This is a genomic window from Enterobacter cloacae complex sp. 372C4 (genome assembly GCF_050030615.1).
GTDB lineage: Bacteria > Pseudomonadota > Gammaproteobacteria > Enterobacterales > Enterobacteriaceae > Enterobacter > Enterobacter intestinihominis.
The window spans coordinates 3,131,968-3,156,807 of the sequence record NZ_JBLGUQ010000001.1 but is presented as its reverse complement, the minus strand read 5'-3'; the positions used below and the strand labels follow the sequence as shown (position 1 = coordinate 3,156,807).

Below are 24,840 nucleotides of genomic sequence, written 5' to 3'. Positions count from 1 at the left end.
ATGTAAAGAGTAAACCGATAAAAGAGAATGCCGCATGTCCGTACAGAATATCGTCAACATAACTGAAGCTAACCTGCAACAGACACTCGAACAGTCAATGACTACACCGGTGCTGTTCTACTTCTGGTCTGAACGCAGCCAACACTGCCTGCAGCTGACGCCGGTCCTGGAAAGCCTTGCCGCGCAGTACAACGGTCAATTCATTCTGGCGAAGCTGGATTGTGACGCCGAACCGATGGTGGCTTCCCAGTTTGGCCTGCGTGCGATCCCAACCGTCTACCTGTTCCAGAACGGTCAGCCGGTGGATGGCTTCCAGGGGCCGCAGCCGGAAGAGGCGATCCGCGCCCTGCTGGATAAAGTCCTGCCGCGCGAAGAAGAGCTGAAAGCGCAGGAAGCCATGGCGCTGATGCAGGAAGGCAAGTACGACGAGGCGCTGCCGCTGTTAAAAGACGCGTGGCAGCTGTCGAACCAGAACAGCCAGATTGGTCTGCTGCTGGCAGAGACCCAGATTGCGCTGCACCGCCCCGAAGACGCGGAAGCCGTGCTGAAAACGGTGCCGATGCAGGATCAGGACACCCGCTATCAGGGCCTGGTGGCGCAGATTGACCTGCTGAAACAGGCGGCGGATACCCCTGAAATTCAGCAACTTCAGCAGCAGGTTGCGGACAACCCGGCGGATGCCGCGCTGGCAAGCCAGCTGGCGCTTCAGCTTCACCAGGTGGGGCGTAATGAAGAGGCGCTGGAGCTGCTGTTTAGTCACCTTCAGAAGGACCTGGGCGCCGCAGACGGTCAGGCGCGAAAGATGTTCCAGGAGATCCTGGCCGCGCTCGGCACCGGTGACGCGCTAGCGTCTAAGTATCGTCGTCAGCTGTACGCATTGCTTTACTAACAAAAATGCCCGGTGGCGCTAACGCTTGCCGGGCCTACAGAAGCCGATATTACCCCGTCTTTTTCAACTGCGTCACCACCAGCTGGTGGCGCGCGTTGTAAAACTTCCGATAGGTCAGATAGCAGGCAATAATCGTCGACAGGCTCGCCGTAGAGAGCAGCATAAACGTCACCATAATCTGGTATTTAATCGCTTTTACCGGATCGATACCGGCAAAAATTAGCCCCGACATCATGCCCGGCAGGCTCACCAGACCCACGGTTTTGGCGGAATCCACCGTTGGGATCAGCGAAGAACGAATGCTGTCGCGGATCAACCGCGCCGAGGCCACCTTTGGTGTCGCGCCCAGGCTTAGCTTCTCCTGAAGCTGTTGCTGTTCACTGCTGAAGCGTTGCCCCAGATTGTTGTAGCATAACCCGACCGCCACCATCGCATTGCCCGCAATCATCCCGGAAATGGGGATCACCTGCATTGGCGTAAACTCTATCGAGCCGGAGAGCACCAGTACCGCCAGCGTTAACGCGGTCCCGGTAGTGATGGCAATAAACGACGAGAGGAACGCTTTATCGATGTATTTACTGCGTTTCTGCGCGTTCCATGCCGCGTTAAAGCAGATAAACAGCACCATCAACAGGGTCAGCACGGCATGATTGACGTTGAAGATGTATTTCAGCACATAGCCGACGATGATGAGCTGAATGACCGCGCGAACGATACTCCACAGAATATCTTTTTCCAGCCCCAGCTTCTCCCGGTAGCTGACCACAATCGCCACCAGCACCAGGACCATCGACAGCGCCAGCGATTCGTTGGTTATGTTATGTTCACCCACGGTGAGCCTCCTCCATTTTCCCGCCCTGCGGCCTGAGCGTGATGACATCATCCGCATGGCTAATTTCGTTTGAATCGTGCGTCACCCACAGCACGGCAATATCCTGTTCACGGACGTAGCGATGAATAATCTCATTGACGTTGCGCTTGTTAGCGTCATCCAGCGCGCTGGTGATTTCATCCAGCAAAAGCACCTTCGGCAGGAATTGCAGGTTACGGATCAGCGAGACGCGCTGCTTTTCCCCGCCTGACAGTTCGGCAGTCGATTTGGTCAGCGTCTCCGGCGGAAGCCCAAAACGGGTCAGATCGTCCGCTAACTTTTTCGGATCGGGCGTTTGGTTGCGGATGTGCCAGGGGAAAACCAGATTGTCGTACACCGTGTCGCCAAACAGGGACGGCGTTTGCACGCAGTATGACACCTGCTGGCGATAGCTTTCCGGTGTAAGCGTGGCGATATCTTTCCCTTCAAACAGGATGGTTCCCTCCGTTGGACTCAGTAGCGAAGCCACGATTTTCAGGAGGGTGCTTTTGCCGCAGCCGGAGGGGCCGGTTATGAGTTTAAATTCGCCCGGAGAGAGACAAAAATCGACGTGCTGAAGGATGGTGTTATCACCCACACGAAAGCCAACATCCCTGATATCCAGAAGATTTTTTTTATTATTCATTCCGATTCCGTTAACCGCTGTGATAAGAACAGCCTTTAGCATATTCCTTTCCGCTACGCTGCGCGAATAGCCTTAACCTATCGCAAGTGTTAAACTTTTTGTTCGGTAATTGTCACCTCTATAACTACAGGAAGTCAGCAACATGACACATATCTTTTATGAGTTCTCTTCCCTGAAGCCTGGTGTTCCAGATGTGGAAACATTAATGGAAGTCATCAATTCTTCTGAACTCACGCGTTTTGTCATGGGTGCAGAGGTGGTCGATTTTGTTAAGAAGGCGCTCATCGTTAACACCACGATCGGAAGCTTTAAAAACTGCTATTTTGCTTTCGATGATGGGGCTTACTTTCTCGAGTTTGACGGCAAGGGTAAATCCAGACGCTTTACTGAGGTGCCGGACTGGTTCGTTTCCCCCGCGGAATTTGCCCGCTCGCAATGGCTGATTAACCATGACCTGGCCGATGTGAAGGCGACAGCGTTTATTGACGTGCTAATGTCCTACCCGCTTAAAGAGCGCCGGGCGCACTGCAATCTGCTGTTTGGTCTGGATCTGCATAAGGTCAATGTGGTTCCGGCGCCTACAGCCCCTGCCGGAAAAATGGGCAATAAAAACGGAAAAACCACCAAGCCTCGCGTCACGGATCTCGGCTCTTTTGAGCTTTTTACCGCGTTCTTTGCACGCATGAAAACCGCCGTCAATGCAAATGAGTTCCCCACCTTACAGGTGCTGACAGGCCAGAAGGATCTTGCAAAAGCGCCGCACAGCTTAAAGCAAGGGATCAGAACCTGGTTTAAGGGGATTACCGGCGATCTGCCGCCGAACAACAAACGTGTCGGAGCGGGCAATGCAGTACTGTTCTGCGCTCCCGTTCGCGAGCAGATCCAGCAGATAGAGGCCATCGGCCTGGAAAAATACTATCAGGGCTTATCGAAAGCCATCGCTGACGCCGGGGATGGGTTTATCACCGACTTCAGCTATTCCTGGTCTGAAGAGTAACGCTATGCGCCCCGCTCTCCTGGCGGGGCGTTTTAATTTTACCAGTCCGGTTCCCACCTCTTTACAGGGGCGAAATCCCGCCCGTTAACCGATATACTTACGTTCAACAAATACGCAATTTTTCTCGTTACGGCATGCAAAACAGGAGGTTTTTATGCTCATCGTTGTTCCTGTCCTTATTTTCGTTGCGCTGGTTATCGTGGGCGCAGGCGTCAAAATTGTCCCGCAGGGTTACCAGTGGACCGTCGAACGTTTCGGTCGCTACACCAATACCCTTCAGCCGGGTTTAAGCCTGATCGTCCCCTTCATGGACAGAATTGGGCGTAAAATCAACATGATGGAGCAGGTGCTGGATATTCCTTCCCAGGAAGTCATCTCTAAGGATAACGCCAACGTCACCATCGATGCGGTGTGCTTTATTCAGGTGATTGATGCGCCGAAAGCGGCCTATGAGGTGAGCAACCTGGAGCTGGCGATCGTCAACCTGACCATGACCAACATCCGTACTGTGCTTGGCTCGATGGAGCTGGACGAAATGCTCTCCCAGCGCGACAGCATTAATACCCGCCTGCTGCACATTGTTGATGAAGCCACCAATCCGTGGGGGATCAAAGTGACCCGCATTGAGATCCGCGACGTGCGCCCACCGGCAGAGCTGATTGCTTCCATGAATGCGCAGATGAAGGCCGAGCGTACCAAACGCGCCTATATTCTTGAAGCCGAAGGGGTGCGTCAGGCCGAGATCCTGAAAGCGGAAGGGGAAAAACAGTCGCAGATCCTGAAAGCCGAGGGCGACCGTCAGTCTGCCTTCCTCCAGGCAGAAGCGCGTGAACGTTCGGCAGAAGCGGAAGCCCGCGCGACGCAAATGGTTTCCGAGGCGATTGCCGCCGGGGATATCCAGGCTGTGAACTACTTCGTCGCGCAAAAATATACCGATGCGCTGAAGGAGATCGGCTCTGCGAACAACAGCAAAGTGGTGATGATGCCGCTGGATGCCAGCAGTCTGATGGGATCTATCGCCGGAATTGCCGAGTTGATCAAAGACAGCGGAAACGAGCGTAAAAAATGATTGAGCTCATCGTTGCACATCCTCATGCGTTCTGGCTAAGCCTTGGCGGCTTGCTGCTGGCCGCCGAGATGCTTGGCGGCAACGGTTATCTGCTGTGGAGCGGTGTTGCCGCTGTGATTACCGGGCTGGTCGTCTGGCTGCTGCCTGTCGGCTGGGAGTGGCAGGGCGCGCTGTTTGCCGTGCTGACGCTGCTGGCCGCCTGGCTGTGGTGGCGCTGGCTGAACAAACGGGTGAAGGCGCAGAAGCCGGTCGACGCGCATCTCAATCAGCGTGGGCAGCAGATCGTGGGTAAACGTTTTACGCTTGATAACGCGCTGATCAACGGACGCGGTCATATGCGCGTGGGGGACAGTTCATGGCCGGTGGTGGCCGATGATGACCTCAGCGCCGGCACGCGGGTTGAGGTCATTGCGGTAGAAGGCATTACCCTGCGGGTTAAAGCCTGTTAGGCGTGGGTTTTACGGTGGCAGCAGCCGGAAAGATTGTCGATAATCGGGCACTCGGCGCTGTCATCTCCCGGGCAGGATTCTGCCAGCTGTAGCAGTTGCTCACGCATCGCCTGTAATTCGATGATATGGCGTTCGATCTCCGCCACTTTTTCCAGCGTACGTTTTTTCACGTCGGCACTGTGGCGTTTCGGATCGTTAAACAGGTTAACCAGCTCGCCGCACTCTTCAAGGTTAAATCCTACCTGTCTTGCCTGGCGCAGTAACGTCAGTTCATCAAGATGCAGCTGCGTATAGCTGCGGTAGCCGTTCTCACTGCGCAACGGTGGCGTCACCAGCCCTTTTTCCTCATAAAAGCGAATCGCTTTGCTGGTTAAGCCGGTTTTTTTCGCAACATCGCTGATATTCACATTTCCCCCTTGACCTTCCCCTTGATGGAAGGTTTAACCTTCATAACAGTTAGCGAAAAGCAGAGTGAAGGTCAACAATTGACCAGAACATTATACGGGAGTTTTGTTATGTCTCACACTATTGACCTGACACTGGACGGCCTCTCCTGCGGCCACTGTGTCAAACGTGTTAAAGAAAGCCTGGAGCAGCGTCCTGATGTGGAAAGCGCTGAGGTGACTATCGATCATGCCGCCGTGACCGGCAGCGCCAGTGCCGACGCGCTGATTGATACCATTAAACAGGCCGGTTACGGGGCGGAGTTAAGCCACCCAAAGGCTAAACCGCTGGCAGAGTCATCATCCCCGTCGGAAGCACTGACAGCGGCCACTCCTGAGCTTCCGGTAGCTGATGATATTGATGACAGCCAACAGCTGCTGATCAACGGCATGAGCTGCGCCAGCTGTGTCTCCCGGGTACAAAACGCCTTACAGGCGGTACCGGGCGTCGCACAGGCACGGGTAAACCTGGCGGAGCGTACTGCGCTGGTGATGGGCAGTGCCTCCGCCGCAGATTTAGTGCAGGCCGTGGAGAAAGCGGGCTACGGGGCGGAGGCCATCGAAGATGATGCCGAGCGCCGCGAGCGCCAGCAGGAAACGGCTGTCGCCACCATGAAGCGCTTCCGCTGGCAGGCGATCGTCGCCCTGCTGGTCGGTATTCCGGTGATGGTGTGGGGCATGATGGGTGACAACATGATGGTCACCGCAGACAACCGCACCCTGTGGCTGGTGATTGGTCTGATTACCCTTGCGGTGATGGTGTTTGCAGGCGGACATTTCTACACCAGCGCCTGGAAGAGCCTGAAAAACCGCACCGCGACGATGGACACGCTGGTCGCGCTCGGGACGGGCGCGGCGTGGCTGTATTCGATGAGCGTTAACGTCTGGCCGCAGTGGTTCCCGATGGAGGCGCGCCATCTCTATTATGAAGCGAGCGCGATGATTATAGGTCTGATTAACTTAGGCCATATGCTCGAAGCCCGCGCGCGTCAGCGTTCGTCGAAAGCGCTGGAAAGATTGCTTGATTTAACCCCGCCGACGGCCCGCGTGGTCACGGACGACGGGGAAAAAAGCGTTCCGCTCTCAGAGGTACAGCCGGGAATGACGCTGCGCCTGACCACCGGCGACCGCGTGCCCGTCGACGGTGAAATCACCCAGGGCGATGCCTGGCTGGATGAAGCGATGCTGACCGGCGAGCCGATCCCTCAGCAGAAATCTCAGGGCGATGCGGTGCATGCGGGTACGGTGGTACAGGACGGCAGCGTGCTGTTCCGCGCCAGCGCGGTCGGGAGCCATACCACACTGTCACGCATCATTCGGATGGTCCGCCAGGCGCAGAGCAGTAAGCCGGAAATTGGTCAGCTTGCCGATAAAATCTCCGCCATTTTTGTGCCAGTGGTGGTCGGTATTGCCCTGCTGAGCGCGGCAATCTGGTATTTCTTCGGCCCGGCGCCGCAGATTGTCTACACCCTGGTGATCGCCACCACGGTACTGATCATCGCCTGCCCTTGTGCCCTTGGTCTGGCCACGCCGATGTCGATTATCTCTGGCGTCGGACGCGCCGCCGAATTTGGCGTACTGGTCCGTGATGCTGACGCCCTGCAACGGGCAAGCACGCTGGACACCCTCGTCTTTGACAAAACCGGCACGCTCACCGAGGGCAAACCGCAGGTAGTGGCCGTTAATACCATTGGCTGTACGGAGACGGATGCCCTGCGCCTGGCCGCCGCGCTGGAACAAGGCTCCAGTCACCCGCTGGCGCGCGCCATCCTTGAGAAAGCCGGTGATGCCCGCCTGCCGCAGGTAAGCAACTTCCGCACTCTGCGCGGTTTAGGGGTCAGCGGTGAAGCAGAAGGCCATACGCTGCTGCTGGGTAACCAGGCACTGCTAACTGAACACGGTGTTGATACGTCCGTGCTGGACGCTGAGCTGAACGCGCAGGCCTCTCAGGGCGCGACGCCGGTTCTGCTGGCGAGGGATGGTCAGGTGGCGGCGCTGCTGGCCGTACGCGATCCGTTACGCCAGGACAGCGTGGATGCCTTGCAACGCCTGCACCATGCGGGCTATCGCCTGGTGATGTTAACCGGTGATAACCCGACTACCGCTAACGCCATCGCCAGAGAAGCCGGGATTGATGAGGTGATAGCCGGCGTGCTGCCGGATGGCAAAGCGGACGCCATCAGGAAATTGCAACGTGATGGTCGTCAGGTGGCGATGGTCGGCGACGGCATCAACGACGCCCCGGCGCTGGCGCAGGCTGACGTAGGTATTGCGATGGGCGGCGGGAGCGATGTCGCCATTGAAACCGCGGCAATCACCCTGATGCGCCACAGCCTGATGGGCGTGGCGGATGCGCTGGCGATTTCGAAAGCCACGTTGCGCAACATGAAGCAGAACCTGCTGGGGGCCTTCGTCTATAACTCGCTCGGCATTCCGATTGCCGCCGGGATTTTGTGGCCGCTGACCGGCACCCTGCTGAACCCGGTTGTTGCGGGTGCGGCGATGGCGCTCTCGTCAATTACCGTGGTGAGCAACGCTAACCGTCTGCTGCGGTTTAAACCGAAAGCGTAGAATCCCGGAAGCAGGCCGGGTAAGCGCAGCGCCGCCCGGCTTTCGCCTATTGCGCCCCCCTTCCCCACGCGCTAGCATGAACCTTTCCGTTTATGGAGCGCGTATGGGTCTGTTTAATCGTATAAAAACATCGTTTCGCGCCCTTTTTCCCCGCCGTTATGCCTGGCCCGGTATGGATATTTCGCTTCCGGGTGGGCAGCAACTGCACCTGGTGGGAAGCATTCATATGGGCACGCAGGATATGTCCCCCCTGCCCTCCGGCCTGATTAAACTACTGAAGCGCGCCGACGCGCTGATCGTCGAAGCCGACATATCCGGCCATGAATCGCCGTTTGCCGGGCTGGAAAGCGACCGCCCCCTGGCTGAACGTCTTAACGAGACGCAGCTGGCTGAGCTTACCCGTCTTGCGGATGAGTCCGGCGTCTCGCTCTCAATGCTCGACACCCTGCCCCTGTGGCAAATTGCCATGGTGCTACAGGCAACCCAGGCGCAGCGCCTGGGGCTGCGCGGCGATTACGGTATCGATTATCAACTGCTGAATGCGGCACGGGCGTGCAACCTGTCCGTCATTGAACTGGAAGGCACGGACAGCCAGATTGCGCTTCTTCGCCAGCTTCCTGATGACGGTAAGATGCTACTGGATGATACCCTGACCCACTGGCACACCAACGCGCGTCTGCTGCAAACGATGATTGGCTGGTGGCTGGATGCGCCGCCCGCAGACGGTAAGCTGGCGTTACCGTCGACGTTCAGTGAATCGTTGTATGATGTGCTGATGAACGCGCGCAACCAGGCGTGGCGTGAGACGCTGTATGCCCTGCCTGCCGGTCGTTATGTTGTCGCGGTTGGCGCGTTGCATTTGTACGGAGAAGGGAATTTGCCGTCGCTGCTGAAATAAAAAAATGGCCAATATTTCTATTGGCCCGTCAAAGAGGAATTTCATCGTTTTTATTATACCGAAGTGACCTTCGGCTACGCCGATTGTCGCTCAAAGTAACCATCACTGCCAATACTATTGCGCAAGATGGTGCTATTTTTTAGACAAACGTCAGGCGTATGCTGCTGGCATGAACCGTCTGTCGTAAGAAGGATAGCCATGACTCCCGCCGTTAAATTACTCGAAAAAAACAAAATTTCTTTCCGGATCCACACCTACGATCACGATCCGAACGAAACCAACTTTGGTGATGAAGTGGTGCGCAAGCTGGGGCTGAACGCGGACCAGGTTTACAAAACGCTGCTGGTCGCGGTGAATGGCGATATGAAGCACCTCGCCGTGGCAGTGACGCCCGTCGCCGGACAGCTTGATCTGAAGAAAGTGGCCAAAGCGCTGGGAGCGAAAAAGGTCGATATGGCAGATCCGATGGTTGCGCAACGCACTACGGGTTATCTGGTCGGCGGGATCAGCCCGCTCGGCCAGAAAAAGCGTCTGCCGACCCTGATCGATGCGCCTTCGCAGGAATTTGAGACGATCTATATTTCTGGCGGCAAACGCGGGCTGGATATCGAACTGGCCGCAGGCGATCTGGCGAAAATGCTAGACGCGAAATTTGCGGATATTGCGCGCAGGGATTGAGAAAATTGCCCGGTGGCGCTGCGCTTACCGGGCCTACGATTCGAATGTAGGCCGGGTAAGGCGTAGCCGCCACCCGGCACAACACACCCGCTCTACTGCCAGCTCACCTCGCCCTTCGGCTCATACGCGTTCACGTCAATCGGTGAATTTTGCTGGATAAACTGCTTTAACACTTCCGCATCAATAAACCCGGTATTTACATAGCCCGGTTTGTTATCGATATGCGGATAGCCGTCGCCGCCGGTGGCGTTAAAGCTTAACGTTGCCAGGCGGTAGGTTTTCGCCGGATCAACAGGTTCGCCTTTGATTTTGAGATCGTTGAGCTTACCGTCCTTCGCGACGAAGCTGACGTTAGCAAACTGCGGATACGCTCCGGAGTCCGGCTTCATCTGCGCCACGGCGGTCAGGTAGTCAATTACCTCTTTCCCGCTCATGTCCGCATACACCACCACGTTGCCAAACGGCTGCACTTTGAGCACGTCTTTATAGGTGATGTTTCCGCCTTCGATGGAATCACGAATACCGCCGCCGCTCATCACGCCGAAATCCGCATTCGTGCGCGCCATCTGCGCGGCCAGCACCAGACGCCCCATGTTGGTTTGTACGAAGCGGACTTTGCTGCGGTCCCCTTCCAGTCGTCCGTTAAGCGTGCCAATCTTCACGTCCAGCTGCGCTTTCCCTTTGCTCTGGAACGGCGTCAGCAGGGAGAGCATCTGCTGGTTTTCAGCGATCTCTGGCGTGTAGAGTACCCGCTCGCTTTTGCCGTCCGGGTAGGTCACTTTCTTCTTCAGGTTGACCGGGATGAGCTGATAGTGCACCAGCTTCATCTCGCCGTTACGGAATTCGAAATCCGCACGGCCAACGTATTTACCCCACTCGTGGGCCTGTACAATCCAGATCCCGTTCTGACGATCCGGCGCGCACGGCGTGCCGGGCACATAATCTACCTGCTTTTTATTCTCAGAAGCCATGCAGACCGGATCCTGCGAATGACCGCCCACAATCATCGCCAGCGAGCCCGCAGGAAGGCTGCGCGCCATCTCCACGTCGCCCGGCGCGTTAGAGCCGTGCTGACCGTTGTCGTAATGCCCCATGTGGGTGGTAGCGATAATCACATCCGGTTTTTCATTCTGCTGCAACTCCTGGATCACCAGCTTCGCTTCGTCCGCCGGTTTACGGAATTCGATGTCGGTGAAAAATTCAGGGTTGCCAATTTTGGCCGTATCGTCGGTGGTTAAGCCGATGACCGCGATCTTCAGATCCTGACGCTTAAACAGCGCCCACGGTTTAAACAGGCGCTCGCCGGTGCTTTTCTGATAAATATTGGCGGAAAGGAACGGAAATTTGGACCACTTTTCCTGCTGGCGCAATACGCTCAGCGGGTTATCAAACTCGTGGTTTCCGACCGCCATCGCGTCGTAACCAATTAAATTCATGCCGCGGAAATCAGGCTCGGCATCCTGCAAATCAGATTCCGGTACGCCGGTATTAATATCCCCGCCCGACAGCAACAGCACGCTGCCGCCCTGAGCCGAGACCTCTTTACGAATGCCGTCCACCAGCGTTTTTTGCGCCGCCAGGCCATATTCACCGTATTCGCTGCGCCAGAAATGGCCGTGATGATCGTTAGTATGCAGAATGGTAATTTTATAGGTTTTATCTTTTTCATACGCCTGCGCGGGCAGGCTTGTCAGCCCCCATGCGGCGATGAGCGCCAGCGCGACGCCACGCTTTATTAACTTCATCTTCTCTCTCCCTGACCCATAGACAAACGCAAAAATTACAGTGACTCACAAGAATAGACAAATAAGTTTTCAGAATTGCGACTTTCTTCAAATGTCACGGACGAGTATGTTAGTCGGATAATAATTACTCCCTGCATCTCTAATTACAAATTGACGTGGTATTTATGGCAATCAGTGAATCAACCCAGCCTGTTCAGGGCGTTCCGGCGTCGCCGCCGAAATCGCGCACTTCCTTCAAAGTATTAGGCGCAATCAGTCTCTCTCATCTGCTCAACGACATGATCCAGTCGCTGATTCTGGCGATCTACCCGCTGTTGCAGTCTGAGTTCTCATTAACCTTCGTGCAGATCGGGATGATCACCCTGACTTTCCAGCTGGCCTCTTCGCTGCTACAGCCGGTGGTGGGCTACTGGACGGACAAATACCCGATGCCATGGTCGCTGCCCATTGGGATGTGCTTCACCCTGAGCGGGCTGGTGCTGCTGGCCATGGCGGGCAGCTTTGAGGCGGTACTGGTTGCCGCGGCGCTGGTAGGAACCGGTTCATCGGTGTTCCATCCGGAATCGTCCCGCGTGGCGCGTATGGCCTCCGGCGGACGCCACGGGCTGGCGCAGTCTCTGTTCCAGGTGGGGGGGAACTTTGGTAGCTCCCTCGGTCCTCTGCTGGCGGCGGTAATTATCGCGCCTTACGGCAAAGGCAACGTGGCGTGGTTTGTGCTGGCCGCGCTGCTGGCGATTGTCGTCCTGGCGCAAATCAGCCGCTGGTATGCCGCGCAGCATCGCGTAAATAAGGGAAAACCTGTCGCGAAGATAACCAATCCCCTTCCGCGCAATAAGGTGATCCTTGCCGTCAGCGTGCTGCTGGTGCTGATTTTCTCGAAATATTTCTATATGGCGAGCATTAGCAGCTATTACACCTTCTATCTGATGCAAAAATTCGGATTATCGGTACAAAACGCCCAGTTCCATCTCTTTGCCTTCCTGTTTGCGGTGGCGGCAGGCACGGTGATTGGCGGCCCTGTGGGAGATAAAATCGGACGTAAATATGTGATTTGGGGCTCTATCCTCGGCGTTGCGCCGTTTACGCTTGTTTTACCGTACGCAACGCTGGAATGGACCGGAATATTGACAGTGATAATTGGTTTTATTCTCGCGTCGGCGTTTTCAGCCATTCTGGTCTATGCGCAAGAGCTGCTGCCGGGACGTATCGGTATGGTTTCCGGTCTCTTTTTCGGTTTTGCCTTTGGCATGGGCGGCCTTGGCGCCGCCGTGTTAGGGATGGTTGCAGACCACACCAGCATCTTCCTGGTCTATAAAATCTGCGCTTTCCTGCCACTTCTGGGGATGTTGACCATATTCCTGCCTGACAACCGTCATAAAGCGTAACTTCACGGCTGCCAAAGTTAAACTTTGGCAGCCGGATAACCTGATACCATAAGGCTTTCCTCTCCCTCCCCTCAGCAAATTTATCAAAATCTGCCTTTTTTCGTGCTTATTGCCTTTTTATTGTGATTTCAACAATTATTCATAAACATAAGCGTAAAAATTGTCATAAACTATTAATCGGCTTTTTGGTATTTGCACCAAAAATGGATCACCCATCGCGAAAGGAGACGGAATGCACCACGCCACACCGCTTATCACCACCATTGTTGGTGGACTTGTGCTCGCTTTTATCCTCGGTATGATTGCCAACAAACTGCGTATTTCGCCCCTGGTAGGCTATTTGTTAGCGGGCGTGCTGGCAGGACCCTTTACGCCGGGTTTTGTCGCAGATACCAAACTTGCACCGGAGCTGGCGGAACTGGGCGTTATCCTGCTGATGTTTGGCGTCGGACTGCATTTTTCCCTAAAGGATCTGATGGCGGTAAAGTCGATCGCCATACCGGGAGCGATCGCCCAGATAGGGGTGGCGACGCTGCTGGGCATGGCGCTTTCGGCGGTGCTGGGCTGGTCAATCATGACCGGTATCGTATTTGGGCTGTGTCTTTCAACCGCCAGTACCGTGGTGCTGCTGCGCGCGCTTGAAGAGAGGCAGCTGATAGACAGCCAGCGCGGGCAAATCGCGATTGGCTGGCTGATAGTTGAAGATCTGGTGATGGTGTTGACGCTGGTACTGCTGCCCGCCGTCGCCGGGATGATGGAAAAAGAGAATATCGGCTTCGCTTCGCTGGCGCTGGATATGAGCATTACCATCGGTAAGGTTGTGGCGTTTATTGCCATCATGATGCTGGTGGGCCGCCGTCTGGTGCCGTGGATCATGTCCCGCAGCGCCGCCACCGGCTCGCGTGAACTGTTCACGCTTTCGGTCCTTGCGCTGGCGCTGGGCATTGCCTTTGGCGCTGTCGAGCTGTTTGACGTCTCCTTTGCGCTGGGCGCGTTCTTCGCCGGGATGGTGCTGAACGAGTCCGAGCTGAGCCACCGTGCCGCGCACGATACTCTGCCACTACGTGATGCGTTCGCGGTGCTGTTCTTTGTCTCCGTCGGGATGCTGTTCGACCCGATGATCCTCATCCAGCAGCCGCTGGCCGTGCTGGGTACGCTGGCAATCATCATCTTTGGTAAGTCCGTTGCCGCCTTCTTCCTGGTGCGGATGTTCGGTCACTCGCCGCGCACGGCGCTGACCATCGCCGCCAGCCTGGCGCAGATTGGCGAGTTCGCCTTTATTCTGGCTGGTCTGGGGATGGCCCTGAACCTGCTGCCACAGGCTGGGCAAAATCTGGTGCTGGCGGGGGCGATCCTCTCCATCATGTTGAACCCGGTATTGTTTGCCCTGCTGGAGAAATATCTCGAGAAGACCGAAACCCTCGAAGAGCTGACGCTGGAAGAGGCGACAGAAGAAGAGAAACAGATCCCGGTGGATATCTGCAACCACGCACTGCTGGTCGGTTTTGGCCGCGTCGGCAGCCTGCTGGGTGAAAAACTGATGGCTCAGGGCATTCCACTTGTAGTGATTGAAACGTCACGCACTCGCGTCGACGAGCTTCGCGAGCGCGGCATCCGCGCGGTGCTGGGCAACGCGGCTAACGAAGAGATTATGAATCTGGCGCATCTGGACTGCGCTCGCTGGCTGCTGCTCACTATCCCGAACGGTTACGAGGCTGGCGAGATTGTCGCCACAGCCCGTGAAAAATGCCCGCATATCGAAATCATAGCCCGCGCCCATTATGATGACGAAGTGGAGTACATTACCGAGCGCGGCGCGAATCAGGTGGTGATGGGTGAGCGTGAGATTGCGAATACGATGCTGACAATGCTGACGAAGCCGCCGGTTGAAGAGGCGGTGACGGGGTAAATTTTGTGCGGCCTGGTCCCCTCACCCCAGCCCTCTCCCCAAAGGGGAGAGGGTGTTCAAGTGCCCTCTCCCCTTTGGGGAGAGGGCCAGGGTGAGGGGTCTTCTTTTACCTGTCCCAATACGCCTCTTCGAGGCTGTCTTCCCGTTCCGGCAGCCCACGCGTTAAGCGCGGTGAATGCTGGTTCAGCACCTGATAACTCACGCGGTTCGCGTACTTGCACACCTGCGCCAGCGAGGAATAGGTCAGCCAGTTGAAGGTGTGTTTGCTGGAATTCGGCACATTGGTTTTGTGGTAGGCGTTAGCGGTGATGTCGTGCAGCAGCGCGGCCAGCGCGCCGTCGCCCGCGCCGTTGGTGTTCATGATCTTCTCGGGGCCACCCATATACGGTGCAATGTGGGAGAAGATACGCAGCGGGTTGATGCAGTCTTTATGACGCATGGCGCGGCTGAACTCGTACTGGTTAAATTCGGCGATAGCGCCCGGCAGCAGCGGGTGCTGGGTTTTCCGCTTGCTCTCTTCTTCCGTGAAGCCCGCCATGTACAGCCCGACCGGCCCGGCGGTGCAGAGCACCAAATCCACCCAGTCCAGCGCCTTATCAGACGCCAGCAGCGGATCGCTTTCGCCGGTCAGCGCTTCGGCTTCTTCTTCATTCATCGCCAGAATCGAGACGTGTTCTTTCAGGAAGGCCTGCCACCACTCCGGGTTGTCGGCAATGACGAATTTGGTGCCCAGCGTCAGAACCACAGGCACGTTGTATTTCTTCGCATACTCAATTGCCTTCATGGTTGCGTCCGGCATTGGTTCGCCCGGCTTGCAGCGCACCAGATAAGACGTCAACACCAGCGCAGACGCGCCCGCGATCACCTCTTCCGGAATACTTTCAGCGCGTAGCTTGTTCATATGGCCGGGGCTGATGGCAAAGGTACGCTCGCCGGAATCGCTTATCAGCGTAAAGCAACGACCAATCGGCCCGTCAACGCCCTGCAAATAGTTCAGATCGGTGCGGCTGGAGGTATTGCACAGGTAGCGGTAGGCGTAGCCACCGATTTCGATATTGCTGCACATCACGCCAAGCAGCACCGAGCGGTCGTCTGCCAGAACGGAGTAGTTGTGCATGGTGTTACCGATGGTGCCGCCAGCAAACTGGTGGGTGATAAGATTTTCGCGCATCAGTTCCTGATACAGCGCTTCGGCAACGTCATCCTCAATCACCAGCGAGTGCCCGGCGCTCAGACCGTAACGTGCGACAAACGCATCATCCACTTTGGCTTCAATGTCCACCAGCGTCTGATCGATACCGACCACCCAGGCAGCGCTGGTTTCGCTTTCCTGCTGAATTTGCTGTAACAGCGGATCGCGGGCATCGACGGGGAAATAGTGTTTGGACTTACGTTTACCGGGAAATTTCATGGTCTGAACTGTGCAAAGAATACGGGCCGGGAATGGTAGCACAAACCCGGCCCGTAACGCGATCAGCGGCGGGTGGTGACCAGTGACACCATCATATCGATGTGTTCAGGGGAGTCGTTAAGCGCAGGAATGTATTCGTATTTCGTTCCGCCGGCCTCCATGAAGAACTCTTTGTTCTGGACGGCAATCTCTTCCAGCGTTTCCAGACAATCCGCCGAGAAGCCCGGCGACATAACCTGAATGTGCTTCACGCCCTTCTCGCCCAGCATTTTTAGCGTTTCATCAGTATACGGGGTCAACCACGGTTCACGACCGAAGCGCGACTGGAAGGTCATCATCACCTTCTCAGGCGGCAGGCCGAGGGCGGAGACCAGCTCGCGGGTGGTATCGCGGCAACGCTGGGGGTAATCGTCCCCTTCGTTCGCGAAACGCTGCGGAATACCGTGATAGGAGAGCAGCAGCAGATCCGGCTCGCCGTGTTTTTCAAACGACGCGCGCGCGCTGCTGGCAAGCGCCTGAATGTACAGCTCGTTATCGGCGTAGTCGCGGATAAAGGTGATGCCCGGTATACGGCGGCGGGTCGCCAGAATGCGTGCCAGTTCGTCCCAGACGGCAGCCACCGTGGAGCACGAATACTGCGGATAAAGGGCCAGCACCACAATGTGTTCAACGCCCTGCGCCAGCAGAGAGTCGACGGCGCTTTCCAGGGATGGCTTACCGTAGCTCATACCGAGCGCAACGGGCATGTCCGGCAGACGGGCGGCCAGCGCCTTCTCCTGACGACGGCTGTAGACCATCAGCGGCGAGCCTTCTTCCATCCACACGGACTGATAGAGCTTTGCTACACGCGGAGAACGAATCGGCAGAATGACACCACGCAGCAGTGGCCACCACAGCAGTCTTGGGGTATCCACGACGCGCGTGTCGCTTAAAAATTGTCGCAGGTAGCGTTTTACCGCCGCTGGAGTAGGTGCTTCTGGGGTGCCCAGATTGGCAAGCAGGATGCCGGTTTTCGCCTGACTCATTCACGCCTCTTAACCATTTGATAGGCTGTCAATTGTAGCGGAAATGCGTTTAAACGAAACCCATTGCTGTAATAGGTAAGATGAGAATTTTTCTCACCCGGGGCTCCGGGTGAGAGAGGTGCGCTTAGCCGAGGATTTTTTCCAGCTCTGCACGTACGTCAGCCACGGCTTTGGTGCCGTCAACTTTCGCGTATTTGGTGTTACCCGCCTGCGCCTCTTTGGAGTAGTAGCCGATCAGCGGTGCGGTCATCTGATGGTATTCCACCAGGCGTTTACGCACGGTTTCTTCCTGATCGTCTTTACGGGTGGTCAGCTCTTCGCCGGTCACGTCGTCTTTGCCTTCAACCTTAGGCGGGTTGAATTTGATGTGGTAAACGCGGCCAGAGGCAGCGTGCACGCGACGGCCAACGATACGGTCAACGATCAGTTCGTCCGGTACATCGAACTCCAGCACGTAATCCACGTTGATGCCCGCTTCTTTCATGGCGTCAGCCTGAGGAATGGTGCGCGGGAAGCCGTCCAGCAGGAAACCATTGCGGCAGTCTTCCTGAGCAATGCGCTCTTTTACCAGCGCGATAACCAGTTCGTCGGTCACCAGCTTGCCTGCGTCCATGATGTCTTTAGCTTGTTTGCCCAGCTCGGAGCCAGATTTAACAGCGGCACGCAGCATGTCACCAGTAGAGATTTGCGGAATACCGTATTTCTCCATGATGAACTGAGCCTGAGTTCCCTTACCCGCGCCCGGAGCGCCAAGCAGAATAATACGCATTGCGAAAATCCCCTCAAATGTCGATTCAATTTTTCAAAAGCGCTAAACAATACCACCAGAACGGGTATCGCTCAAGGAAGGCGGGGAGGCTGAAACGGTTAACGGGGGGAGATTATTTGGGTTAGTGCGAGAATGCCCCCTCACCCTAACCCTCTCCCCAAAGGGGAGAGGGGACGATTATACCCTCTCCCCTTTGGGGAGAGGGCCAAGGTGAGGGGTAGGTTTTGTATTACGCCAGCAGCAGCGCATTCACACGTTTAATGAACAGGTTAGGATCTTCCAGGGTGCCGCGCTCGGCCAGCAGGGACTGATCCAGCAGCAGTTCAACCCACTCCGCAAAGCGGGCGTCGTCCTGGGTATCCGCCGCGCGTTTCACCAGCGGATGATCCGGATTAAGCTCAAAGATATATTTCACTTCCGGCACGGCCTGGCCCGCCGCAGCGAACAGTTTCGCCATCTGGGTGCTCATTTCGTCCGCATCGGTGGTGACAATGGCTGGCGTATCGGTCAGACGGTGCGTGAAGCGCACCTCTTTCACGCGGTCGCCCAGCAGGGTTTTCACGCGCTCAACGAACGGCTCCAGCGCCTTCTCGGCTTCCTTCGCGCTGTCGTCCACTTCATCCGCCAGCTTATCGATAGACTCGTCGGCTTTAGCAACGGACTGGAAGGATTTACCGTCGAACTCGGTCAGGTAGTTCATCATCCACTCGTCGATGCGGTCAGACAGCAGCAGCACTTCGATGCCTTTCTTACGCAGCAGCTCCAGATGCGGGCTGCTCTTCGCTGCCGCATAGCTGTCGGCGGTGATGTAGTAGATCTTCTCCTGCCCTTCTTTCATGCGGGAGACGTACTCTTCCAGCGATACGGTCTGGGCGGAGGAGTCGTTGTGCGTAGAGGCGAAGCGCAGCAGTTTAGCGATAGCTTCCACGTTCGCGGTGTCTTCCGCCGGGCCTTCTTTCAGCACCAGGCCGAACTGTTTCCAGAAGGTCTGGTATTTTTCCGCATCGTCTTTCGCCAGTTTTTCCAGCATCTGCAACGCTCGCTTGGTCAGGGCGTTACGCAGGTTACGGGTGACGGTGCTGTCCTGGAGAATTTCACGGGAGACGTTCAGCGGCAGATCGTTGGAATCTATCAGGCCACGCACAAAGCGCAGGTAGTTCGGCATGAACTGCTCGGCGTCGTCCATGATGAAGACGCGCTGCACGTACAGCTTCAGGCCGTGCTTGTGATCGCGGTTCCACATGTCCCACGGCGCCTGCGCCGGAATGTACAGCAGGCTGGTGTACTCCTGCTTCCCTTCCACACGGTTGTGGCTCCAGGTCAGCGGGTCGGTAAAGTCGTGGGCGATGTGCTTGTAAAACTCGTTGTACTCGTCGTCTTTAATTTCAGCTTTGTTGCGCGTCCACAGCGCCTGCGCCTTGTTGATTTTCTCCCAGGAAACCACGGTTTCGCCGTCTTTCTCTTCCTGTTTTTCAATCTCAACCGGCAGCGCGATGTGGTCAGAATATTTGCTGATGATGGAGCGTACGCGCCAGTCGTTCAGGAAATCGTCTTCGCCTTCGCGCAGGTGCAGAGTGATTTCGGTGCCGCGATCCGCTTTGGTGATATCATCAACGGTGTATTCGCCTTCCCCTTTGGATTCCCACAGCACGCCGTTTTCGGCGCTGTCGCCCGCGGCGCGGGTGCGCACGGTGACTTTATCCGCCACGATGAATGCCGAGTAGAAGCCTACGCCGAACTGACCGATCAGCTGGCTGTCTTTCGCCTGGTCAGAGCCCATGGACTCGAGGAACGCTTTGGTGCCGGATTTAGCGATGGTGCCGAGATGGTCGATCACCTCGTCGCGGTTCATCCCGATGCCATTATCGGCAATCGTCAGGGTGCGGTTCTCTTTATTAAAAGAGACGCGCACGCGCAGTTCGCCATCGCCTTCGTACAGATCCGGGTTGGACAGCGCGCGGAAGCGCAGCTTGTCCGCCGCATCGGAGGCGTTGGAAATCAGCTCACGCAGGAAGATTTCTTTGTTGGAATACAGGGAATGGATCATCAGGTGCAGAAGCTGTTTTACTTCTGACTGGAAACCACGGGTTTCTTGTCCTTTCATCTAAGTCGACCTCAACAATGCCATTTAATGGGGTTGTAAAACGTTGAGTGAGAGATGGGGATAAGGGGGGGAATTTTCAAGCGGAGGCCGCGCACGCAGCCTCCGTTTGGTCAGAAAATAATCTTGTGTCGTCCGGCCAGCGAGTGCGACAGCGTGGTGCCGTCGACCATCTCCAGCTCACCGCCGACCGGCACGCCGTGGGCGATGCGGCTGGCGTCAACGCCGTACTGCGCGCACAGCTCGGCGATGTAGTTGGCGGTTGCCTCCCCTTCCACCGTCGGGTTGGTGGCGAGGATCACCTCTTTGATCGTCTCGGACTCAAGACGCTGTTCAAGACGATCGAGACCGATATCATCCGGGCCGATGCCGTCCAGCGGGGAGAGATGCCCCATCAGCACGAAATAGCGGCCGGAAAACTGCCCGGTTTGTTCGATGGCGTAGATGTCCGCCGGACTCTCCACCACGCAAATCTGACCGTTTTCCTGACGACGCGGGTTCGTGCAGATGTTACAGACGTCCTGCTCGGTAAAGGTCCGGCAATCCGCACAGTGACCAATTTCTGACATGGCGCGGGTCAGAGCCTGCGCCAGGCGCATCCCGCCGCTGCGGTCGCGCTGCAATAGCGTAAACGCCATACGCTGCGCCGACTTCGGGCCAACGCCCGGCAGGCAGCGCAGTGCTTCCATTAACTGCGTGAGCAGCGGACTGGTTTGCATCAGAATGGCATCTTAAAGCCCGGCGGCAGTTGCATACCGCTGGAAACAGAGGCCATTTTCTCTTTCTGGGTTTCGTCGATACGGCGAGCGGCATCGTTAAACGCGGCTGCAACCAGATCTTCCAGCATCTCTTTGTCGTCTTCGAGCAGGCTCGGGTCGATTTCAACGCGACGGCAGTTGTGCGCACCGTTGATGGTCACCTTGACCAGACCGGCACCCGATTCACCCGTGACTTCCAGCTGAGCGATCTCTTCCTGCATCTTCTGCATTTTTTCCTGCATCTGCTGAGCCTGCTTCATCAGGCCACCCAGACCGCCTTTTCCACCAAACATAGGCTTCTCTCTTCTTTCACGTTAAGGATTACAACCGTAAGTCAGACTCACGATCAAAGGGGGCGAATACTCTCTTCATCCAGATCGGCGTCGAAGAACCGGCGCAGGGTCTGGATGTTGTTATCCGCGATAATCGACTCGCGCGCCTGCGCGAGCTTCTCTTCATAAATCGCCTGTCGCCACTCGAGCGGCGTTTTCACCGCCGGATTATCATCTTCAATGATAGTCAATTCAACCGGCACACCCTGTAAGGCGGTAAGCGCCTCGGCCAGCGCCTTTTGCGCACCAGGGGAATTCAGATGTCGCTGGCCCGGACGCAGATGCAGACGCACCTGATTGCCTTCCTGCTCTTTCCAGGCATTCAGCGCGACCTGCTCCACCAGCTTCGGCAGCTGAAGTTTGCTGACCTCAGCGGCCCAGGCGTCGCGCTCGATGGACTCTTCCGCGAGCTTCGCGGACAGCTCCGGCGTTTTTTCATGCTCAAGCGCCTTTTTCAGCGCTTTTGGCGTGGCGACCACTTCCTTGACCGTTTCAACAACGGTAGTCGCCTTCCAGCGGTATGCCTCTTCTTTCGCCGGGGCTTTTTGCTCGAGCGCGGACGGTGCCGGACGCGACTGCACGCGCTCCGTTACCGAGGCCAGTCGTTCAAGCGCGGCGTTGTTCACCGGCCGCGCTCTTGCAGGCGCTGCCGGTTCACTCTTTTTTGGTTTGGTTGCTCCCTGCGCACGTTGCAACTGGCTTCGTGCGGCAAGCACCGAACTGGTGGCATCCGACAGCGGCACGTTCTGCGGCGGCGGCGATGCCGGTTGCGGTGGCACCTGCTGCGGTGACATTACCGCGGTCGGCGCAACCGGCGCAAAGGACTGCCGGGGCGTTTCCGGCTCCGGCAATGGCTTGCGCGGATGGAAGGCCAGCGCGCGCAGCAGCGTCATTTCAACGCCCATCCGGCGATCCGGTGCAAACGGCAGCTCTTTGCGGCCAATCAGCAGCGTCTGATAATAAAGCTGAACATCAGCCGGCGGCACGGTGCGCGCAAGTTCACGCATCCGCTGTTCAATGGTCGCCATGTCCGCGCCAATGGCCGACGGAGACAATTGCAGCATCGCCACGCGATGCAGCAGGCTGAGCATCTCGACCAGCAGCGCTTCCCATTCAATGCCACGGGCGGCGGCATCGTTGACGAGGGTCATTACCCGCTCACCGTTGGCGGCAATCATCGCTTCGATAAGCGACAGCGCCTGATCGTCATCCAGCGTGCCGAGCATGGTGCTGACCGCGTCAGTGGAAAGCTTACCGTCACCGCTGGCAATTGCCTGGTCAGTCAGGCTCAGCGCATCACGCAGGCTACCGTCCGCCGCGCGGGCCAGCAGCTGCAGGGCGCGCGGCTCGTGAACGATCTTCTCTTCATCAAGAATGTGTTCAAGCTGTGCGCGGATCTGCTCAACGTCCAGCGCCTTCAGATGGAATTGCAGGCAGCGCGACAGGATCGTGACCGGCAGCTTTTGCGGATCGGTGGTCGCCAGCAGGAATTTGACATGCGCAGGCGGCTCTTCCAGCGTTTTCAGCAGGGCGTTGAAGCTGTGGCGCGACAGCATGTGCACTTCATCGATCAGATAGACCTTGAAGCGGCCGCGCGCCGGGGCGTACTGCACGTTGTCGAGCAAATCGCGAGTGTCTTCCACCTTGGTGCGCGAGGCGGCGTCGATCTCGATCAGATCGACAAAACGCCCCTGCTCGATCTCCCGGCAGTTGTCACATACGCCGCACGGGGTGGCGGTGATCCCGGTTTCGCAGTTCAGACCTTTTGCCAGCAGACGGGCAATAGAGGTTTTACCGACGCCGCGGGTGCCGGAGAAAAGATAGGCGTGATGGATGCGACCTAGCGACAAGCCGTTCGCCAGGGCCGTCAGCACATGTTCCTGACCGACAACGTCAGCAAAGGTTTGTGGTCGCCATTTACGGGCTAACACCTGATAACTCATGGGCAGGCTCTGCAACGCTGGAAGGTGAATTAATGGAGGGGAATGCTATCACAACCTCACCCATTGAGCGAGGTTGTGAGATACGGGATTAATGTCCCGGGAAAGGCACCAGGCTGTAGCTGGTAATACCCTGTTTTTCCAGGCGCTGCTCGCCGCCAAGATCGAACAGGTTGATGATGAATGCCGCGTCGGTCACTTCCCCGCCCAGACGGCGGATCAGCTTCACGGTCGCTTCGATGGTGCCGCCGGTTGCCAGCAGATCGTCCACCACCAGCACTTTGTCGCCTGGCTTGATGGCATCAACGTGAATTTCCAGCTGATCGGTGCCGTATTCCAGCTCATAGCTCTCAGCAATGGTTTCACGCGGCAGTTTGCGCGGCTTACGCACCGGCACAAAACCCACGCCCATCGCCAGCGCAACCGGTGCGCCGAACAGGAAGCCACGGGCTTCGGTACCTACTACTTTGGTGATCCCGGCGTTTTTATAACGCTCAACCAGCAGTTCAATGCTGAGGGCGTACGCTTTCGGGTCTTCCAGCAAGCTGGTGACATCACGGAAAAGAATGCCAGGCTTTGGATAATCCTGGATACTTTTGATGCTATTTTTCAGATATTCAAGCTGCTGTGCAGTTGCGGTCATCGGTTTGTGCCTAAATGAAACAGTGTTACTCACGGCGCGCGACGAGTCGGTCAAAGTAACAGTTGTTTAACCTTTGACCAGGCGCACCTGTGCTCGAAAACGGTCGAATTTACTGGCTGTGCGCCATAATTGCAACCGCCATGATGAGGCTTCAGTGCTTTTGTTGCTTTTCATCAACCACGGGGATCCGCCACATAAAGATCAGCAGGCAGGCCAGGATTGCCAGCAGCAGAATGCGCACCCACATCATTTTCACCAGCCATAACGAGACGGCGAAGGTGATCAGGATGAAGGCAATGGCGCGCGGCTTGGCCCCGGGCGGCATGGCCCGGTGTTTTTGCCAGTGCCGCAGGTAGCCGCCAAACCACGAACGGTACAGGAGCCAGTGGTGAAAACGCGGCGACGAGCGGGCGAAGCACCAGGCGGCCAACAGGATGAACGGGGTGGTCGGCAGCAAGGGCAATACGATGCCTAGCGTACCCAGCACTACCGCGAGCCAGCCAATGATGATTAAAATAGTACGCTGCATAATGCGAATCGTTATCAAACTGAACGGCTACTTTACCACTGGAGAGCGCATTGAAAACAGCACTGCTTCTTGAGAGGCTGCAAAATCAGCTGATCGCGCTGCGGGCGCAGGCCACACCGCTGATGGGACATGCTACGCTGAAACCGCGCTTTGATCGGCAGCTCTTCCGCACCCGCAGTACCGTCATTCAGGATTACCTTGCTGAGATGCAGACCAACCTCGACGAGCTTCGCCACGCGGTTGAGAGTGAACAGCAGGAACAGGTGGTGTGGCTTGCGGAGCATCTTACCGAGCAGATCACCGCCCTGCACCGCGAAATCGCCGCCTGGCCGCTACGGGCGTGGGACAGCGCCTCGCCTGGGCTCGGAAAATGGCAGCGCAAGCGGCTGGAGAACCAGGAGTTTGAGCGGCGTCTGTTTGAGATGAAGTGTGAGCGCGAAGCCCGCCTGACCACCAGCGAAACGCTGCAACAGCAGCAGTTATTAATGCGTGAAATCAGCGCGCTGGAAGGCCGCATCGTCCGCTGCCGTCAGGCGCTGGATGAGATTGAACGCGTCATTGAACGCCTGACCCGTTAACAGGAGCCACTAATGTCACTGGAAAATGCCCCCGACGAGGTCAAGCTGGCCGTCGATTTAATTATGCTGCTGGAGAATCACGAGATCCCGGCGGAGACGGTGCTGAAAGCGCTGGAGATTGTGCGGCGGGATTTTGAGGGAAAGGTGAAGGCCGGTTGCCCTCACCCTCACCCTAGCCCTCTCCCTGGAGGGAGAGGGGACCGTTAGGTGCGGTTTGAAAGATCT

24 protein-coding genes and 1 other annotated feature are annotated in these 24,840 nt (G+C 56.8%); of the genes, 11 read left to right on the top strand and 13 right to left on the bottom strand.

Going from position 1 to position 24,840, the window contains the following annotated elements; all coding sequences use genetic code 11:
* The first annotated feature begins 34 nt into the window (after positions 1–34).
* The gene (locus ACQG11_RS15245; protein ID WP_022647291.1) at positions 35–889 is read left to right on the top strand and encodes a co-chaperone YbbN; all 855 of its coding nucleotides are present in this window, start codon (positions 35–37) and stop codon (positions 887–889) included.
* Positions 890–938: 49 nt separating this feature from the next.
* Here ACQG11_RS15245 and fetB read toward each other — a convergent pair whose 3' ends face one another.
* Positions 939–1,721 carry an iron efflux ABC transporter permease subunit FetB gene (gene fetB / locus ACQG11_RS15240; protein ID WP_022647290.1) on the bottom strand — a complete coding sequence of 261 codons (783 nt, stop codon included), beginning with the start codon at positions 1,719–1,721 and terminating at the stop codon, positions 939–941.
* On the bottom strand, positions 1,714–2,385 hold the full coding sequence (gene fetA / locus ACQG11_RS15235; protein WP_426728518.1) for an iron efflux ABC transporter ATP-binding subunit FetA: 672 nt from the start codon (positions 2,383–2,385) through the stop codon (positions 1,714–1,716). Before fetA ends, fetB begins: the two co-directional genes overlap by 8 nt.
* Before the next feature lie 142 nt (positions 2,386–2,527).
* Between fetA and ACQG11_RS15230 the strand changes: the two genes are divergently transcribed.
* From ACQG11_RS15230 to ACQG11_RS15220, 3 genes are all read left to right on the top strand, one after another.
* Complete coding sequence (locus ACQG11_RS15230) at positions 2,528–3,382, top strand: hypothetical protein (protein WP_058646023.1); 855 nt, start codon at positions 2,528–2,530, stop codon at positions 3,380–3,382.
* Positions 3,383–3,536: 154 nt separating this feature from the next.
* Complete coding sequence (locus ACQG11_RS15225) at positions 3,537–4,451, top strand: SPFH domain-containing protein (protein ID WP_008499312.1); 915 nt, start codon at positions 3,537–3,539, stop codon at positions 4,449–4,451.
* Positions 4,448–4,900, top strand: a complete 453-nt coding sequence (locus tag ACQG11_RS15220; RefSeq protein WP_023305604.1) for an NfeD family protein — start codon at positions 4,448–4,450, stop codon at positions 4,898–4,900. Before ACQG11_RS15225 ends, ACQG11_RS15220 begins: the two co-directional genes overlap by 4 nt.
* Here ACQG11_RS15220 and cueR read toward each other — a convergent pair.
* Positions 4,897–5,307: a Cu(I)-responsive transcriptional regulator gene (gene cueR, locus ACQG11_RS15215; protein WP_017383222.1), complete on the bottom strand. Its 411-nt coding sequence runs from the start codon at positions 5,305–5,307 to the stop codon at positions 4,897–4,899. The genes ACQG11_RS15220 and cueR overlap by 4 nt on opposite strands.
* A gap of 108 nt (positions 5,308–5,415) precedes the next feature.
* Between cueR and copA the strand changes: the two genes are divergently transcribed.
* The 3 genes from copA (at position 5,416) to ybaK (ending at position 9,490) form a co-directional block, all read left to right on the top strand.
* Positions 5,416–7,914, top strand: coding sequence for a copper-exporting P-type ATPase CopA (gene copA / locus ACQG11_RS15210; protein WP_163347389.1), 2,499 nt, complete (start codon positions 5,416–5,418; stop codon positions 7,912–7,914).
* Positions 7,915–8,017: 103 nt separating this feature from the next.
* Positions 8,018–8,812 (top strand): TraB/GumN family protein, encoded by a 795-nt coding sequence (locus ACQG11_RS15205; protein ID WP_023299471.1) that lies wholly within the window; start codon positions 8,018–8,020, stop codon positions 8,810–8,812.
* 198 nt (positions 8,813–9,010) lie between these two features.
* Positions 9,011–9,490 carry a Cys-tRNA(Pro)/Cys-tRNA(Cys) deacylase YbaK gene (gene ybaK / locus ACQG11_RS15200; protein WP_010428207.1) on the top strand — a complete coding sequence of 160 codons (480 nt, stop codon included), beginning with the start codon at positions 9,011–9,013 and terminating at the stop codon, positions 9,488–9,490.
* Between the two features lie 92 nt (positions 9,491–9,582).
* On the opposite strand, the gene ushA is transcribed toward ybaK, so the two are convergent.
* Positions 9,583–11,235, bottom strand: coding sequence for a bifunctional UDP-sugar hydrolase/5'-nucleotidase UshA (gene ushA / locus ACQG11_RS15195; protein ID WP_023305601.1), 1,653 nt, complete (start codon positions 11,233–11,235; stop codon positions 9,583–9,585).
* Between the two features lie 164 nt (positions 11,236–11,399).
* On the opposite strand from ushA, the gene ACQG11_RS15190 reads away from it, so the two are divergent.
* Together ACQG11_RS15190 and ybaL are read left to right on the top strand one after the other, a co-directional pair.
* A complete protein-coding gene (locus tag ACQG11_RS15190; RefSeq protein ID WP_022647282.1) occupies positions 11,400–12,620 on the top strand; it encodes an MFS transporter in 1,221 nt (406 codons plus the stop codon).
* A gap of 232 nt (positions 12,621–12,852) precedes the next feature.
* Positions 12,853–14,529 carry a YbaL family putative K(+) efflux transporter gene (gene ybaL / locus ACQG11_RS15185; protein WP_022647281.1) on the top strand — a complete coding sequence of 559 codons (1,677 nt, stop codon included), beginning with the start codon at positions 12,853–12,855 and terminating at the stop codon, positions 14,527–14,529.
* A 106-nt stretch (positions 14,530–14,635) separates the two neighbouring features.
* On the opposite strand, the gene ACQG11_RS15180 is transcribed toward ybaL, so the two are convergent.
* The 9 genes from ACQG11_RS15180 to ACQG11_RS15140 all read right to left on the bottom strand — a co-directional run bounded on the left by ACQG11_RS15180 (position 14,636) and on the right by ACQG11_RS15140 (position 24,037).
* A complete protein-coding gene (locus ACQG11_RS15180; protein WP_022647280.1) occupies positions 14,636–15,940 on the bottom strand; it encodes an inosine/guanosine kinase in 1,305 nt (434 codons plus the stop codon).
* 62 nt (positions 15,941–16,002) lie between these two features.
* Positions 16,003–16,965 carry a ferrochelatase gene (gene hemH / locus ACQG11_RS15175; RefSeq protein ID WP_017383216.1) on the bottom strand — a complete coding sequence of 321 codons (963 nt, stop codon included), beginning with the start codon at positions 16,963–16,965 and terminating at the stop codon, positions 16,003–16,005.
* A gap of 124 nt (positions 16,966–17,089) precedes the next feature.
* On the bottom strand, positions 17,090–17,734 hold the full coding sequence (adk, locus tag ACQG11_RS15170) for an adenylate kinase (protein ID WP_022647279.1): 645 nt from the start codon (positions 17,732–17,734) through the stop codon (positions 17,090–17,092).
* Positions 17,735–17,963: 229 nt separating this feature from the next.
* A complete protein-coding gene (htpG, locus tag ACQG11_RS15165) occupies positions 17,964–19,838 on the bottom strand; it encodes a molecular chaperone HtpG (protein WP_015571245.1) in 1,875 nt (624 codons plus the stop codon).
* A gap of 110 nt (positions 19,839–19,948) precedes the next feature.
* Positions 19,949–20,554 carry a recombination mediator RecR gene (gene recR, locus ACQG11_RS15160; RefSeq protein WP_006809843.1) on the bottom strand — a complete coding sequence of 202 codons (606 nt, stop codon included), beginning with the start codon at positions 20,552–20,554 and terminating at the stop codon, positions 19,949–19,951.
* The gene (locus ACQG11_RS15155; protein WP_003858972.1) at positions 20,554–20,886 is read right to left on the bottom strand and encodes a YbaB/EbfC family nucleoid-associated protein; all 333 of its coding nucleotides are present in this window, start codon (positions 20,884–20,886) and stop codon (positions 20,554–20,556) included. The genes recR and ACQG11_RS15155 overlap by 1 nt, the downstream gene beginning before the upstream one ends.
* 53 nt (positions 20,887–20,939) lie before the next feature.
* Positions 20,940–22,868 carry a DNA polymerase III subunit gamma/tau gene (gene dnaX / locus ACQG11_RS15150; protein WP_023299467.1) on the bottom strand — a complete coding sequence of 643 codons (1,929 nt, stop codon included), beginning with the start codon at positions 22,866–22,868 and terminating at the stop codon, positions 20,940–20,942.
* Positions 21,546–21,610: a sequence feature (DnaX frameshifting element), on the bottom strand. (Overlaps the previous gene by 65 nt.)
* A gap of 88 nt (positions 22,869–22,956) precedes the next feature.
* Entirely contained in the window at positions 22,957–23,508 is a 552-nt protein-coding gene (gene apt, locus ACQG11_RS15145) for an adenine phosphoribosyltransferase (RefSeq protein WP_000127359.1), read from the bottom strand.
* Between the two features lie 151 nt (positions 23,509–23,659).
* On the bottom strand, positions 23,660–24,037 hold the full coding sequence (locus ACQG11_RS15140) for a DUF454 family protein (RefSeq protein WP_001189855.1): 378 nt from the start codon (positions 24,035–24,037) through the stop codon (positions 23,660–23,662).
* 50 nt (positions 24,038–24,087) lie between these two features.
* On the opposite strand from ACQG11_RS15140, the gene priC reads away from it, so the two are divergent.
* Both priC and rsmS read left to right on the top strand, forming a co-directional pair.
* A complete protein-coding gene (gene priC, locus ACQG11_RS15135) occupies positions 24,088–24,615 on the top strand; it encodes a primosomal replication protein N'' (protein ID WP_058646028.1) in 528 nt (175 codons plus the stop codon).
* Between the two features lie 12 nt (positions 24,616–24,627).
* Positions 24,628–24,822 carry a pleiotropic regulatory protein RsmS gene (rsmS, locus tag ACQG11_RS15130; protein WP_022647275.1) on the top strand — a complete coding sequence of 65 codons (195 nt, stop codon included), beginning with the start codon at positions 24,628–24,630 and terminating at the stop codon, positions 24,820–24,822.
* Positions 24,823–24,840 lie beyond the last annotated feature (18 nt).

Excerpts from the sequence above, each read along its gene's own strand:
- ACQG11_RS15245 (WP_022647291.1), top strand. The coding sequence starts at position 35 with ATGTCCGTACAGAATATCGTCAACATAACTGAAGCTAACCTGCAACAG.
- fetA (WP_426728518.1), bottom strand. The coding sequence starts at position 2,385 with ATGAATAATAAAAAAAATCTTCTGGATATCAGGGATGTTGGCTTTCGT.
- ACQG11_RS15230 (WP_058646023.1), top strand. The coding sequence starts at position 2,528 with ATGACACATATCTTTTATGAGTTCTCTTCCCTGAAGCCTGGTGTTCCA.
- ACQG11_RS15225 (WP_008499312.1), top strand. The coding sequence starts at position 3,537 with ATGCTCATCGTTGTTCCTGTCCTTATTTTCGTTGCGCTGGTTATCGTG.
- ACQG11_RS15220 (WP_023305604.1), top strand. The coding sequence starts at position 4,448 with ATGATTGAGCTCATCGTTGCACATCCTCATGCGTTCTGGCTAAGCCTT.
- copA (WP_163347389.1), top strand. The coding sequence starts at position 5,416 with ATGTCTCACACTATTGACCTGACACTGGACGGCCTCTCCTGCGGCCAC.
- ACQG11_RS15205 (WP_023299471.1), top strand. The coding sequence starts at position 8,018 with ATGGGTCTGTTTAATCGTATAAAAACATCGTTTCGCGCCCTTTTTCCC.
- ybaK (WP_010428207.1), top strand. The coding sequence starts at position 9,011 with ATGACTCCCGCCGTTAAATTACTCGAAAAAAACAAAATTTCTTTCCGG.
- ushA (WP_023305601.1), bottom strand. The coding sequence starts at position 11,235 with ATGAAGTTAATAAAGCGTGGCGTCGCGCTGGCGCTCATCGCCGCATGG.
- ACQG11_RS15190 (WP_022647282.1), top strand. The coding sequence starts at position 11,400 with ATGGCAATCAGTGAATCAACCCAGCCTGTTCAGGGCGTTCCGGCGTCG.
- ybaL (WP_022647281.1), top strand. The coding sequence starts at position 12,853 with ATGCACCACGCCACACCGCTTATCACCACCATTGTTGGTGGACTTGTG.
- ACQG11_RS15180 (WP_022647280.1), bottom strand. The coding sequence starts at position 15,940 with ATGAAATTTCCCGGTAAACGTAAGTCCAAACACTATTTCCCCGTCGAT.
- hemH (WP_017383216.1), bottom strand. The coding sequence starts at position 16,965 with ATGAGTCAGGCGAAAACCGGCATCCTGCTTGCCAATCTGGGCACCCCA.
- adk (WP_022647279.1), bottom strand. The coding sequence starts at position 17,734 with ATGCGTATTATTCTGCTTGGCGCTCCGGGCGCGGGTAAGGGAACTCAG.
- htpG (WP_015571245.1), bottom strand. The coding sequence starts at position 19,838 with ATGAAAGGACAAGAAACCCGTGGTTTCCAGTCAGAAGTAAAACAGCTT.
- recR (WP_006809843.1), bottom strand. The coding sequence starts at position 20,554 with ATGCAAACCAGTCCGCTGCTCACGCAGTTAATGGAAGCACTGCGCTGC.
- ACQG11_RS15155 (WP_003858972.1), bottom strand. The coding sequence starts at position 20,886 with ATGTTTGGTGGAAAAGGCGGTCTGGGTGGCCTGATGAAGCAGGCTCAG.
- dnaX (WP_023299467.1), bottom strand. The coding sequence starts at position 22,868 with ATGAGTTATCAGGTGTTAGCCCGTAAATGGCGACCACAAACCTTTGCT.
- apt (WP_000127359.1), bottom strand. The coding sequence starts at position 23,508 with ATGACCGCAACTGCACAGCAGCTTGAATATCTGAAAAATAGCATCAAA.
- ACQG11_RS15140 (WP_001189855.1), bottom strand. The coding sequence starts at position 24,037 with ATGCAGCGTACTATTTTAATCATCATTGGCTGGCTCGCGGTAGTGCTG.
- rsmS (WP_022647275.1), top strand. The coding sequence starts at position 24,628 with ATGTCACTGGAAAATGCCCCCGACGAGGTCAAGCTGGCCGTCGATTTA.